The sequence below is a fragment of the Acinetobacter sp. UBA2063 genome, from assembly GCF_002333245.1.
GTDB classification, from domain to species: Bacteria; Pseudomonadota; Gammaproteobacteria; order Pseudomonadales; family Moraxellaceae; genus Acinetobacter; species Acinetobacter parvus.
In genome coordinates, this window is the sequence record NZ_DDAH01000098.1 from 1 (window position 1) to 14,373 (window position 14,373).

Annotated in this window: 13 protein-coding genes and 1 pseudogene; 6 read left to right on the forward strand and 8 right to left on the reverse strand. The window is 43.1% G+C overall.

All coding sequences use genetic code 11. From position 1 onward, the window contains the following. The first annotated feature begins 397 nt into the window (after positions 1 to 397). The 4 genes from rubA (at position 398) to oxyR (ending at position 3,774) form a co-directional block, all read left to right on the forward strand. Positions 398 to 562, forward strand: coding sequence for a rubredoxin RubA (rubA, locus tag B4H32_RS04345; RefSeq protein WP_004678010.1), 165 nt, complete (start codon positions 398 to 400; stop codon positions 560 to 562). Between the two features lie 81 nt (positions 563 to 643). Continuing rightward, positions 644 to 1,825, forward strand: a complete 1,182-nt coding sequence (rubB, locus tag B4H32_RS04350) for a rubredoxin reductase RubB (RefSeq protein ID WP_004678012.1) — start codon at positions 644 to 646, stop codon at positions 1,823 to 1,825. An 89-nt stretch (positions 1,826 to 1,914) separates the two neighbouring features. Continuing rightward, a complete protein-coding gene (locus B4H32_RS04355) occupies positions 1,915 to 2,862 on the forward strand; it encodes an alpha/beta fold hydrolase (RefSeq protein WP_004681149.1) in 948 nt (315 codons plus the stop codon). 6 nt (positions 2,863 to 2,868) lie between these two features. Beyond that, positions 2,869 to 3,774, forward strand: coding sequence for a LysR family transcriptional regulator OxyR (oxyR, locus tag B4H32_RS04360; protein ID WP_004681151.1), 906 nt, complete (start codon positions 2,869 to 2,871; stop codon positions 3,772 to 3,774). Positions 3,775 to 3,803: 29 nt separating this feature from the next. On the opposite strand, the gene dusB is transcribed toward oxyR, so the two are convergent. Next, the gene (gene dusB / locus B4H32_RS04365) at positions 3,804 to 4,829 is read right to left on the reverse strand and encodes a tRNA dihydrouridine synthase DusB (protein WP_004678017.1); all 1,026 of its coding nucleotides are present in this window, start codon (positions 4,827 to 4,829) and stop codon (positions 3,804 to 3,806) included. An 82-nt stretch (positions 4,830 to 4,911) separates the two neighbouring features. Here dusB and B4H32_RS04370 point away from each other — a divergent pair, with 82 nt between their 5' ends. Then, on the forward strand, positions 4,912 to 6,120 hold the full coding sequence (locus B4H32_RS04370; protein WP_004681152.1) for a DUF1615 domain-containing protein: 1,209 nt from the start codon (positions 4,912 to 4,914) through the stop codon (positions 6,118 to 6,120). Continuing rightward, entirely contained in the window at positions 6,087 to 6,761 is a 675-nt protein-coding gene (locus B4H32_RS04375) for an HAD-IB family hydrolase (RefSeq protein ID WP_004681153.1), read from the forward strand. The genes B4H32_RS04370 and B4H32_RS04375 overlap by 34 nt, the downstream gene beginning before the upstream one ends. A 37-nt stretch (positions 6,762 to 6,798) precedes the next feature. Here the strand turns inward: B4H32_RS04375 and proB are convergent, their stop codons facing one another. The 7 genes and pseudogenes from proB to B4H32_RS04410 form a co-directional block, all read right to left on the reverse strand. Then, positions 6,799 to 7,932 (reverse strand): glutamate 5-kinase, encoded by a 1,134-nt coding sequence (proB, locus tag B4H32_RS04380; protein WP_004681155.1) that lies wholly within the window; start codon positions 7,930 to 7,932, stop codon positions 6,799 to 6,801. A gap of 15 nt (positions 7,933 to 7,947) precedes the next feature. Next, the gene (gene cgtA / locus B4H32_RS04385) at positions 7,948 to 9,168 is read right to left on the reverse strand and encodes an Obg family GTPase CgtA (RefSeq protein ID WP_004681157.1); all 1,221 of its coding nucleotides are present in this window, start codon (positions 9,166 to 9,168) and stop codon (positions 7,948 to 7,950) included. A 124-nt stretch (positions 9,169 to 9,292) separates the two neighbouring features. Then, a pseudogene (locus B4H32_RS04390) lies at positions 9,293 to 9,376 on the reverse strand (MFS transporter); the annotation flags it as partial. A gap of 177 nt (positions 9,377 to 9,553) precedes the next feature. Next, positions 9,554 to 11,011, reverse strand: a complete 1,458-nt coding sequence (locus B4H32_RS04395; protein ID WP_004681159.1) for a glyceraldehyde-3-phosphate dehydrogenase — start codon at positions 11,009 to 11,011, stop codon at positions 9,554 to 9,556. A gap of 246 nt (positions 11,012 to 11,257) precedes the next feature. Next, on the reverse strand, positions 11,258 to 11,842 hold the full coding sequence (locus tag B4H32_RS04400; RefSeq protein WP_004681161.1) for a lipocalin family protein: 585 nt from the start codon (positions 11,840 to 11,842) through the stop codon (positions 11,258 to 11,260). A gap of 115 nt (positions 11,843 to 11,957) precedes the next feature. Further along, a complete protein-coding gene (uvrB, locus tag B4H32_RS04405; protein WP_004681163.1) occupies positions 11,958 to 13,982 on the reverse strand; it encodes an excinuclease ABC subunit UvrB in 2,025 nt (674 codons plus the stop codon). 126 nt (positions 13,983 to 14,108) lie between these two features. Beyond that, a partial coding sequence (locus B4H32_RS04410; RefSeq protein ID WP_286800326.1) for an HNH endonuclease occupies positions 14,109 to 14,373 on the reverse strand: 265 nt, incomplete at its 5' end.

Sequence of the window (14,373 nt, forward strand, 5' to 3'; positions counted from 1 at the left end):
GGTGAATCAGGGGAGATAGTCGATTGCATAGGATTGACCAAATTCAGAAAAAATAAGGGTTAAGTAAAAAATTAAGTAAAAATTGCTAAAGCGTGCCTTATTTTAGCAATTTTTTCAGGCTGAACCAATCAGCATTATGGATGGCGTAAAGTATTTACTTTAACCATGATGAATAGGCTAGGCTTGGGCGAACTGGTTTAAAGATTTGCGATATGGGGTTGAATGTTGCCTGTCATTGGCTTGCTTGTTTCAGTGCATACTTGTAAACTATCGCAAGTTAAATTTTTAGGTGATTGCGTGAGTTTTGCATGGTTAACATACTGCTCGGCATTGTAATTGCAATTTTTATCCTTATCTTCAATAGCAAAAGTTACCACTAATATAGGGAAAGTTATCAATGAAAAAATATCAATGTATCGTCTGTGGATGGATTTACGACGAAGCTGAAGGCTGGCCACAAGACGGCATTGCCGCAGGTACCAAATGGGAAGATATCCCAGATGACTGGACTTGCCCAGATTGCGGCGTTTCAAAAGCTGATTTTGAGATGGTTGAAATCTAAATGAATTAAAAAAGACCATGACATGAGCATGGTCTTTTTTTCCTGTAATGTGTTTTAAGTGAAAAAATATTGGAGAATATAATGCATCCTATCATCATCATTGGATCAGGTATGGCGGGTTACACAGTTGCACGTGAGTTTCGTAAACTCAGTCCTGAACAAGAACTGGTTATGATCTGTGCGGATGATGCGGTGAATTATGCAAAACCAACATTATCAAATGCCTTTGCGGGCAATAAGGCACCTGAACAAATTGCTTTGGGCGATGCCACAAAAATGGCAACCCAGTTGAACATGCGTATTGAGGCCGAAACCTGGGTCAAGGAAATTAATGCTGAAAGGCATGAAATCACGTTGGAAAAAAATGGTGAAACCATTACTCAACCCTATTCAAAACTCGTTTTGGCTGTGGGTGCCAATCCAATCCGTTTAGCCATTGCAGGTGATGGTAGTGATGATATTCATGTGGTGAACTCGCTGACTGATTACCGCACATTCCGTGAGAACCTGTCAAAACGTAAAGACAAGCGTGTGGTTATTTTGGGTGCGGGCTTGATTGGCTGTGAATTTGCCAATGACTTACTTCACAGTAACTACGATGTCACCGTGATTGACCTTGCCCCACAACCACTGGGCCGTTTATTACCAAACCATGTTGCGGAAGCCTTTAAAACCAATTTAGAGCAGGCGGGCATTAAATTCGCCCTTTCAACCACTGTTGAAAAAGTGACCAAGATCAATGATGGCGAAGACTATGCGGTCACATTGGCCAATGGTCAGACCTTAGTCGCTGACATCGTTCTTTCAGCAATTGGTTTACAGCCAAATATTGCGCTGGCAAAAGATGCAAATATCCAGACCAGTCGTGGCATCATTACCAATACCCTATTGGAAACCAGCCAACCTGACATCTATGCAGTGGGTGACTGTGCTGAGGTGAATGGAACATTGCTGCCATTCGTCATGCCAATCATGCAACAGGCCCGTGCCTTGGCAAAAACACTGAGTGGTCAAAATACCAATGTCCATTACCCTGCAATGCCAGTTGCGGTAAAAACACCTGCCGCACCGCTGACTGTTTTACCTGCACCACTGGATGTTGATGTGAACTGGGAAACTGAAGAGTTTGATGACGGTATGCTTGCCAAAGCAATAGACAGTCAAGGCACCTTAAGAGGTTTTGTGCTGTTGGGGGCAACCGCAAGTAAACAGCGTTTAGCCTTAAGCAAACTCGTTCCAGACTTGATTCCTGCACAGGTTTAGGGTTTAAATACCAGAGTTTGTTGTGAAATGAATATCCCCCAAACTCTGACCCTGTATTTATAAAAAAAATTCAACACGGAACGAATGCCATGAACAGTGCTTTACAATTTAATATGTCGCCTTATGCACCTTTTATGCAGGAAACCAAAGTCACTTTGGGCAATGGCATTGAATTGCATGTAGAGATGGGCGGCAATCCTGAGCACCCAACCATTCTACTGATCATGGGTTTAGGTGCACAAATGCTGTTCTGGCCTGACTTCTTTTGCAAATCGCTGATTGATCAGGGATTCCGTGTCATCCGTTTTGACAACCGTGATATTGGGCTATCTTCCAAGGTCCGCAACAAAGAACGCCAACGTCTCAACACCATGAAGCTGATGAGCCGCTTTATGGTCGGTCTAGGTAATGAGGGAGCACCCTATACCCTGTATGACATGGCAGATGATGTTGCCATGCTGATTGACCAGTTGGGTATCGAGAAAACCTATATTCTTGGTGCATCCATGGGTGGCATGATTTCACAGATTGTTGCGGCAAAATATCCAGAAAAAGTTGAAAAAGTGGGTTTACTGTTTACTAGTAATAACCAGCCTTTTTTGCCGCCACCTTATCCAAAACAGATTTTAAGCCTACTGGGCAAACCAGCAACGCATGACGAGGAAACCATTGTCAATCACAGCCTGAAAGTATTTCACATCATTGGATCACCAGGTTATGTGAACCAGGTTGAGGCAATTCAAACCATTCGCAAGCTATATCGTCGTAGTTTTTACCCAGCGGGTGTACTTCAACAGTTTTTAGCAATATTATGTACGGGTTCCCTGTTGCCATTAAACAGGAACATTACCCAACCGACCTTGGTGGTTCATGGTTCAAGAGACCGTTTGCTGCCCCCAAGTCACGGAAAAGCTGTAGCAAAAGCGATTTCTGGTGCTAAGTTTGAATTAATTCAAGGAATGGGGCATGATATTCCAGCACATTTCATTCCACAACTTAGCGGTTTGTTTGCTCATCATTTTAGATCATCACACTAGGACACTATGGCTGCATTACCCTCATTAAGACAGCTATCATATTTAGTTACGTTGTCGGAAACTTTACATTTTACCGAAGCAGCACGCCGTTCATTTGTCACCCAGTCAACACTGTCGGGCGGCATTATGGAACTGGAGCGCTTATTAGGTGGCGTCTTAGTTGAGCGTGATCGTCAAAACGTCCGTTTAACCCCTTTAGGTGAACAGGTTGTTGCACGGGCCCGCGTGTTATTGGCCGATGCGCAGGACCTAATGCGTTTAAGCCGTGAAATGAGCGAACCTTTAACAGGTGACCTTCATCTTGGCATCATCCCAACCATTGCACCCTTTATCCTGACCCAGCTTTTGGATGAAGTGCACCAGCAGTTGCCAAAAATTCAACTCCATCTGCATGAGGCTCAAAGTGACAAGATTGTAGAGAAACTGGAACATGGCAATCTGGACATGATTGTACTTGCGCTGCCTTTTGATACGCGTAGCTTAAAGGTTGTCGAAATTGCCAAAGAGCATTTATTCCTTGTCTACAACAAGAAAGATAAAAATGCGACCAATGCAAATTCCCTGGATGATCTGGATTTGTCTCGCCTTATGCTACTGGAAGAAGGTCATTGTTTGCGTGACCATGCCCTCAGTGCCTGTCCTGTTGGTGAACGCAAGAATGACCAGCGTTTAAAGGCAAGTTCTCTACCCACCTTGGTGGAAATGGTCTCTTCAGACCTAGGCTTTACTTTATTGCCTAAAATTGCATTAAAGAACAGCATGATTCATTTCAATGAAGCTATTGAAGTGAAATCAATTGAAGATGCTCCAAGCCGCATCCTTGCCTTGGTGACGCGTAAGAGCACACCACTGCAAAGTGAGTTTGATGTGATTATGCAAATCCTACAGAAAATCACTGCACATTTGCAATAATCAATACTTTGGGCGAATTCACTTCGCCCCTACTTGATCTCTAATAAATTTACCTGCTCAACCTGAACATCACTCATACGCTGCCCTTGATCAAGTAACTGATCAAAATAGGCTTCCACCACTTTCGCCTGATCAGCGGTATTCTCAACCTTATACATATTCTGGCGAAATTCATTACTTGAACGTAAGCCCTTGGTGTACCAGGCGATATGCTTACGCGCGATACGGCAACCAGAATACTCACCATAGAACTGATAAAGTTCAGCCAAATGACCAAGCAGGACCGCTTTTACTTCGGCAATATCAGGTGCAGCCAAATGTTCGCCTGTTTTTAAATAATGCGCGATTTCCCGAAAAATCCACGGTCTTCCCTGTGCGGCCCGCCCAATCATAATCGCATCCGCACCTGTATAGTCCAGCACATATTTGGCTTTTTCAGGACTGTCAATATCACCATTGGCAATTAAGGGAATATTGATCATTTGCTTAACTTGCTTAATCAACTCATAACGGGCTGTATTTAAATACATATCCTCACGGGTACGACCGTGCAGGGCCAAGGCTGCAATGCCTGCCTGTTCAGCCCGTTTTGCCACACGCAGGATATTTTCCTGACCATTCAGAAAGCCCAGACGAGTTTTTAAGGTGACAGGAACATCTACTGCGGCCACCACGGTATCCAAAATACGGGCGACTAGATCTTCATCCTGAAGCAAGGCTGAACCAGCGAGCTTGTTACAGACCTTTTTGGCTGGGCAGCCCATATTGATATCAACAATTTGTGCACCATTGGCAACTTGATAACGTGCTGCCTCGGCTAATTCAAACGGGTCAGAACCTGCGATTTGTGCGGAGATGGGTGCAAGCTCACCATCAAAATTGGCCCGATATAAACTCTTTTTGCTCATGCGTAGGGTTTTATCCGCCGTCATCATTTCACTGACCGCATGCCCTGCCCCAAAGTACTTGCATAATGAACGGAATGGTCTGTCAGTGACACCTGCCATCGGAGCAACGATCAAATTATTTGACAGTTGGTATGAACCAATATACATATATTTTCTTACAAATTCTGATCAACATAGTATACTTCATTCGCCCATTTGACTCATCTTTTTATGCGGTGTTGTCCTGATTATGAATAAATCGTTCCCAGCTAGTCCTTTATTTAAAACCTTTAGCATCATTGCAGCCTGCATCAGTCTCAGTGCCTGCGGTGACAACGCATGGTGGTCAAATGGTAAAGAACCTGAAATGGAAGCAGAGCAGATTAAGAAAGTCATTCCAGCACGTGTGAATGACCGACAATCCTGGGCACAAGATATTTTCGACATTATGCAGGAACTCAGCATTCCGAAAACCAAGCAGAATGTGTGCAGTGTGGTTGCTGTGGTTGATCAGGAATCGAACTTTGTTGCCGACCCTACCGTGCCTGGACTGGGTGAAAAAGCGGTACAGGAAATTAACAGCCGTTTAAAGGAAAAGTTTGAGGCCAAACTGGGTGAAACCATTGGTGGAACAGTAGCTGAGTATTTTGAAGATGTGTTGAAAAACCAGCCCTCTCCAGACAACAATTACATGAGCCAAATGCGTAAGGTCAAAACCGAACGCGAGCTGGATTTACTCTATCGTCAAATTTTTGACTATATGTCCAAACATTACCATGTCAGTGCATTAACAGGTGCTGCAAAACTGGTGGGTCAGGATATTGGTGAAAAGATGAACCCAATTACCACACTGGGTTCCATGCAGGTTCATATCAACTATGCCAAAGAACATAAACGCCAAAGCGGCAACATCGCTGAACTACGCAATGATCTTTATACCCAATATGGCGGTCTATATTACGGTATTCACCGTTTAATGGAATACCCTGCCGATTATGATAAGGCTATCTATCGTTTCGCAGACTATAACTCAGGCATGTATTCCAGTCGAAATGCGGCTTTTCAGCGTATGCTGAATGCAATGACCAAAACTGAAATCAGTCTGGATGGTGACTTACTGCTCTATACCAAAAATGGTGATATCAAGGCAACTCAGAGCCAGACAGAGAAAGAGCTTATTGCAATTTTTGCACAAAATAACATTCTGGTGACTCCACGCCAGATTCGTAGTGACTTAAAAAAAGAAAAAGAGAAAAAATTTGAAGATACTCAAACTTATTTAGCTGTACAAAAGCTATATCAAAATAAAACCCAAAAAGAACCAATTTATGCAACCATGCCACAAGTCGTTATTTCAGGACCAAAACTGAGTCGTGATTACAATACAAACTGGTTCGCAAGCCGTGTAAATGGACGATATGAGACATGCATGCAAAGAGCCAAACGCATAAAACTATAAATCTGGCCTTATTTGATTTTGATGGGACACTTTATCCCAAGGACAGTTTTACTGGATTTATTTTTTATACGCTTTCAAAACGACATATTGTAAAAAAAAGCTTGAAAATCCTACCGTGGATTCATGCCTATTATTTAAAGCTGTACCCTGCCCATGCAATGCGAGCACGCTTGTTTCAGAGCATGTTTAAGGGCATTGCAGCAGATTTTGTACAAAATTTGGCACAGGAATATGCCCTACAGCTTACTCAGAATTTAGATCAGAACCTATTGCAACAACTTCGCCTGCATCAACAACAGGGTGATCACATTGTGCTGGTTTCGGCTTCGATTGATCTTTATCTTGTGCCAATCTGTGAGTTTCTAAATATCGAATTAATCTGTACAGCAACAGAAATTAAGAATGGCCTGCTGACAGGTCATTACAGTTCCGAAGACTGTAGCTGTGAACAGAAAAAATTACGGATTTTGCAACAATACAATTTAGAGGACTATCAATATATCTATGCTTATGGAAATAGCGAAGAAGATCTGGATATGTTGTCATTGGCTGACCACCCGTACATGATGGGAGAAAATAAATCACTTCCAGAATTAAAATTTGATGCACTAAGAATTAGTCCCAATATAGAACGAACATAGAAAAACTCGCCTAAGCGAGCTGTTTTTCTATTTGTATTTAGTAAATCGCCATATGGTTACGGTGAATCATCTCTAACGAACGTGCCTCACCTAACACCTGATGCACTTTGTCAGAAGCCAAGCCTTTAACCAAATCTGCAGAACGCGAACTAAAATTAACACGTCCCACTGCCACACGATGACCTTGTGTATCTACACACTCCACCACATCACCACGTTCAAAATGCCCTTCAATCGCTTTAACACCCACAGGCAATAAACTACGGTGGTTTTCTTTAATGGCTTTAACTGCGCCATCATCAATCACCAAACGCCCTGCTGTTTGTAAATGTGCAGCCAACCACTGTTGATGCGCCGCGATACGGTCATTGTCGCTAATTAACAGCGTACCCAACATTTCGCCCGCCATTAAACGCGCCAATACGTTATCACTTTCACCACTGGCAATTAATGTTGGACAACCCGATTTAGCCGCTAAACGCGCTGCACGGACTTTAGTCAGCATGCCGCCACGCCCGAACTTGCCGCTACCACCCGCCATATCAAACAGACTTTCATCCAAAGCACGTACAGTATGGAACAATTTCGCATTTGGATTAGAACGTGGATCGGAGTCAAACATGCCTTGCTGATCGGTCAAAATAATTAATAAATCGGCATGTACCTGCCCTGCGACCATTGCAGCTAGAGTGTCATTGTCACCAAAACGGATTTCATCGGTTGAGACTGTATCATTTTCATTGATGACAGGAATCACACGCCAGTCAATCAGATTTTGTAAAGCATCACAGGAGTTGAGATAACGGCGGCGATCAGCAAGATCATCATGCGTGAGTAGAACCTGTGCGGTTTGAATACCATGCTGATCCAGTACGCTTGACCATGTATGAATCAAACCCATTTGACCAATGGCGGCACAGGCCTGCAAACTGGGTAGATCGGTGGGTCGAGTCGCAAGCTTCATGCGTACCATCCCTTCAGCCACTGCACCTGAGGACACAAGTATGATTTCATGTCCAGCATTGTGTAGATCTGCAATCTGTTTCGCCCAGTGCGAAATTGCATTTAAATCTAGACCTTGCCCATTTGCAGTGAGTAAAGATGATCCGATTTTAACAACGATTCGTTTACACGCATTGAGCTGACGTTGCCCATCGACCACTTCTATCATTTTTTCCTCGGTTCACTAGTCGCGTACGTAAATACTTTCTACGCCGCCTTCATCCTCATCGTCATCAAAGTCATCTTCATCGTCTTCCAGACCCGCTTCACGCTGAGCCTTACGCATGGCACGATAAGCTTCTTTTGCCGCGATAGTTTGTTCACGTGTTTCAGCCTCAAGCTGCTCACGGAATGCTTTAACTTCTGCTGCATACTCAGGATCTTCAACTTCACGTTCACGCTGTTGCTCAATTTGATCCATAAGGTAATACACAACTTCTTTGGTGCCTTCTGACATCAGGCCAGATGTCTTGAATACTGGACCTGTCCACTGCAATTCATCCAGAATGTGCTGGCACCATTCATCCCTTGATTCTTCAGCAATCTGGTCAAGCTTGTTCAACACCAGAACCAGTGGAAGTTTTGCCAAGGTTGGAGAGAATTTTTTCAACTCGCCCAGAATTGCTCTGGCATTGTGTGCAGGGTCAGAACCATCAATCGGCTGGACATCCACAATATGCAACAGGATACGGGTACGCGCCAAGTGTTTAAGGAAGCGAATCCCTAGACCCGCGCCCTCTGCCGCTCCTTCGATCAACCCTGGAATATCCGCCATCACGAACGAACGGTGACGATCCGCATCCACCACACCCAGGTTCGGCACCATGGTGGTAAATGGATAGTCTGCCACTTTTGGCTTGGCCGCACTGACTGCACGAATAAACGTGGATTTACCAGCATTTGGCATACCCAGCAGGCCAACATCTGCAAGTACTTTCAACTCTAAACGTACTTCACGATATTCGCCCTTGATACCATGTGTGCATTTACGTGGTGAACGGTTGGTGGATGATTTAAAGTGTGTGTTACCTAAACCACCATCACCGCCATGTGCCACTTTGACACGCTGACCATCCTTGACCAAGTCACCAATAATGTCGCCAGATTCAGTATCCACGATGGTTGTACCCACAGGTACTTTTAGGATAACGTCCTCACCGCCACGACCTGAACAGTTCGCACCAGCGCCATTCTTACCACGTTCCGCACGGAATCGACGGGTATAACGGTAATCAACCAGCGTACCAGTATCATCATCGGCCTGGATATAGATACTTCCACCACGCCCCCCATCACCGCCATCAGGACCACCAAAAGGGACAAATTTTTCACGGCGAAAACTGGCTACGCCATTGCCACCGTCGCCAGCCTCTACGGTTATGACTGCTTCATCAACAAAGCGCATGTGCCAATCCTCTAAAATCTTAAAAGCGGACTATTCTGCCACATTTTAATAAATTTCTCGAATAGAAAAATCAGCAAATACGTTTCTAGCTTTAAAAAAGTGTTATTTCATTGTGTTATGGATGCCTATTCTTCAATGGAATATAAATATTAAAATGCTTAAGCACCCACATCGCAACATATACACCACTCAAGTTGGCCACCACAATTAAAGCAAATACCGTGAATAAACGTCTGAACTGCTACAATGAAGTATTCCTAACCAATCATCTTCCCTTGTCGCTATTTTCTTTTATTTTAATGTTTCTATCAGCATAGGTTCGGTGCAGTCTATAAAAAAGCCCAGTCGAAACTGGGCTTGTATTGTATAACTTTGCTAACGAATATTATGCATCTGTTTGAGCAGGAATTTTTGCATAGCTTACGCCGCACATTTGTTCAGCAATACGCAATACCTGACAGCTATAACCCACTTCGTTATCGTACCAAACATAGGCAGTTAAACGTGTACCAGAAGTGATTGTTGCCTGTGCATCAAACACACCAGCAGTACGCGAACCGATAAAGTCACTTGATACAACCTCAGTCGAGTTGGTATAACCGATTTGACCTTGTAGGCTAGAGTTGATTGAGATTTGACGAATGTATTCGTTCACTTCTTCACGATCAACTTCTTTCTCTAGGTTTAAGTTCAAGATTGCAAGTGAAACGTTTGGTGTAGGAACACGTACCGAGTTACCCGTCAACTTGCCTTTAAGACCAGGTAATGCCTTGGCAACCGCTTTTGCAGCACCAGTTTCAGTAATTACCATGTTCAATGTTGCAGCACGACCACGACGGTCAGCCTTGTGGTAGTTATCAATCAGGTTTTGGTCGTTTGTGAACGAGTGAACTGTTTCAACATGACCATTTAATACTTTGTATTTGTCATCTAAAACTTTCAATACAGGTGTAATTGCGTTGGTTGTACAGCTTGCAGCAGAGATGATTTTATCTTCATCTAAGATATCTGTATTGTTTACGCCGTATACAACGTTCTTCATCTCGCCTTTACTTGGTGCAGTCAAAACTACACGTGCAATACCTGCACATTTCAAGTGTTGGCTCAGACCTTCTGCATCACGCCATTTACCTGTATTGTCGATAAGAAGCGCATTTTCAATACCATAAGCGGTGTAATCCACTTGGCTTGGGCTTGAAGCATAAATAACTTTAATGAAGTTACCATTTGCAATGATGGCTTCATTTTCTTCATCAACAGAGATCGTACCGTCAAACGTACCGTGAATAGAGTCACGACGTAACAAAGAGGCACGTTTGGCCAAGTCACCATCAGATGATTTACGTACGACAATTGCCTTAAGGCTTAAACCACGACCCAGGCCTGATTGACTGATGATTAAACGCGCCAGAATACGACCAATACGGCCAAAACCGTAAAGAACAACATCTTTAGGCTGTTCAGAAGTTGCATTACCCTGAATTGATGCAACAGCATTGGCAACAAAAGCGTCTACATCACCGCCCTGATTTTGGTATTCAACAGCAAGCTTACCGATATCAACTTCGGCAGAACCGATGTTTTCAACTTTCATCAATGCTTCGAGAATTGGGAACGTGTTGACAACTGAAAGCTCAACATCAACCATACGTGTACGGCGGTGTGTTTTTAAAATCTGAATCACTGAGCGGTTAATTAAAGAACGGCCGTAAACAGAAACAACAATATTTTTCTCACGGTATAATTGACCAATTAAAGTAATCATACGTTCCGCGATTTCTTCACGGTTTTTCCAACGACCTTGGTGTTCTGCGTGTAGGGCAACGATAGTGTCTTTGCTCACAGTGACGTCCTCTAATTTATATATACTGGGCGTGAATTTTAAAACGCAATAATTGTAATAGAATTATCATCAATATTGAATCAAAAGCTGCTATTTGAGCTAAGATTTTGTCCTGATTGACTATAAATTCATAAAATACCTATAATTATTTTTTTGATTTTAGGTAAAATTCTTTTTCAATCATCATATATATAAAAATAAAAAAACCATGCAAGCATGGTTTAAACGAAATCAGTATATGTTAATTTAGCGATGTTCAGGGTAAATCACATCATGAATATCATAGCCCCATGATTTCGCATAATTTAAATATTCATGGATAATTTCTTTTTTCGGATTCGGAATACGGGAAAGCACCCATAAATACTTACGGCGTGGTTCACCCACCAATACCGTCTGATAATCCTCATCCAGTTTTAAAATCCAGTAATCCCCACGACCGACAGGAATCCAGCGCACACCCTCAGGTAAAAAACTGACTTTTAATTTACTGTTAAATGGCGCATTCACCACAAAGGCTTCACCTAGGGACTGTTGTAAATCACCATCCTGGTCAGCGCATTTATTGTCAACCACGATGTTGCCATTTTCATTCAGCGTATAGGTTGCCGTGACGTTAAATGCGCATTTACGCTCAAAAAACATTGGCTTTCGGGCCACCTCATACCAAACCCCCAAATACTTATCGAGTTCCACTTTCTCAACAGTGGGTAAAGGTTTTGCCTGAGCATAGGCAATTGTTCCTACAGCCAACCCCGTTAAAACCACACCGCCCATCGCTATCTTTGCTAAACGCCAACTTGCCTTTGGGAAACTTTTAATAAATGGCATGAGAAATCCTCAAAACAGAAATTTGTTATAAATGGTCATTCGTCCTGCAACATAGCCCAATTTATAAACAAATTCTGTTGCGATATGTATCGCTTTTGAGGATTTCTCTTAAAAATCAAGATTGCAGCATGTGTGCCTTTAAACGAACAATCTCATCACGGAGTCTTGCAGCCTGCTCAAACTGTAGCTCCTTGGATGCCTTTAACATTTCCTTTTCCAGTTTACCAATGTGCTTCGCAAACAGTTTTGGATCAGATAAAAGATGCTGTTCATCAGCACTGATGGCCTTGTGTTGATCAACAATTTTTTCATCAATCTGATCATCACTTAAAACTTCACCTGTATCAATTTCCTTGATCACCTGACGAACAGCACTGCGTGGGGTAATTCCATGTAATTCATTAAACTCGATCTGTTTATTACGACGGCGTTCTGTTTCATCCATTGCCTTACGCATGGAGTCAGTGATGCGGTCCGCATATAAAATTGCTTTACCTTTCACATTACGGGCAGCACGTCCAATGGTCTGGATCAGGGAACGCTCAGAACGTAGAAAGCCCTCTTTATCCGCATCCAGAATTGCCACCAACGACACTTCTGGCATATCCAGGCCTTCACGCAACAGGTTAATGCCGACCAGTACATCATGCACACCTGTACGCAATTCATGGATAATCTTAACCCGTTCAACGGTATCAATATCTGAATGCAGGTAAGCCACCTTGATGCCATACTCTTTCAGATATGAAGTTAGATCCTCTGCCATACGTTTGGTCAGTGTTGTGACCAGCACACGCTCATTCAACTGTTTACGAATATTGATTTCAGACAACACATCATCGACCTGTGTCAACACAGGGCGAACCTCGATCTCAGGATCAATCAACCCTGTTGGACGTACCACCTGCTCAACAATCTGTTCTGATTTTTCCAGTTCATAATATGCTGGTGTCGCGCTGACAAACACAGTAGTCGGTACAATACGTTCCCATTCCTCAAATTTCATTGGGCGGTTATCCAAAGCACTTGGCAAACGGAAACCATAATTCACCAGATTTTCTTTACGGGAACGGTCGCCTTTATACATCGCACCAATTTGTGGAACAGTCACATGCGATTCATCAATGATCAGCAAGGCATCTTCAGGAATATAGTCAAACAAGGTCGGTGGTGCTTCGCCTGCCGTACGACCTGAAAGGTGGCGTGAATAGTTTTCGATCCCATTGGTATAGCCCAACTGCTGCATCATCTCCAGATCATAACGGGTACGCTGTTCAATACGTTGTGCCTCCAGTAACTTGTCATGATCCTTGAAGAATTTAAGCTGGTCTTTTAACTCATCTTTAATGGTATCAATGGCACGGGTTAAATGGTCTTTCGGCGTAACATAGTGGCTCTTTGGATAAATGGTCACACGCGGCACTTTACGCACCAGTTTTCCAGTCAGCGGATCAAACCAGCGGATTGAATCCACCTCATCATCGAACAGCTCCACCCGAATCGCATCCTGATCTGATTCAGCTGGGAAAATATCAATAATTTCACCGCGAATACGATACGTACCACGTAAAAATTCAAGTTCGTTACGAGTATATTGCATTTCGACCAAACGACGAATAATGTCATCACGGCTGACCCGATCGCCCTGTACAATGTGCAACAACATTTGCATGTAGGCATTTGGATCACCCAAACCATAAATGGCAGACACCGATGCCACAATGATGGCATCACGGCGTTCCAGCAAAGCACGGGTTGCAGAGAGCCGCATCTGGTCAATGTGGTCATTAATGGCGGAATCTTTTTCGATAAACGTATCGGATGAGGGTACGTAGGCTTCTGGCTGATAGTAATCGTAGTAACTAACGAAATACTCCACCGCATTGTTTGGGAAGAAAGCCTTAAACTCACCATAAAGCTGTGCCGCAAGCGTTTTGTTATGCGCCATCACAATGGTGGGACGCTGGGTTTGGGCAATCACATTGGCCATAGTATAGGTCTTGCCCGACCCTGTAACCCCAAGTAGCAATTGATTACGAAAACCTTGTTCAATCCCACTGACCAATTTTTCAATTGCCTGTGGTTGATCTCCCGCAGGTTGATAATGGGTGACTAATTCAAAAGGTTGGTTTTCGCTCATAGCGGTATTTTTCTAAATTTTGACTCTTACATTTTATGGGGATGAATTAGGATTACACAATCTTAATTCACCCCTTTATTTATTGTTGATTAATAGGCTCGGCTTATTGCAGAAAATATAAAATGATTAGCGATTGCCTTTCGCACGATTATGCGTTTTACACAGCATTTCGCAATTCTTAACGTCGGTTGCTCCGCCTTTACTCCATGCCGTTACATGGTCTGCATCCATTTCGCTTAGTTTCCAAATTTTTGTTTTATTGGAATCATGTCCGATGGCACACAAAGAACAGTTTGAAGTTTGATTTTTCTCAGCTTCACTTTTCTGTTTTGTGTAGACTGATTTTTTGGTTGCTTCATCAAATACTCGAACATCAAGCAATTTTTTATCA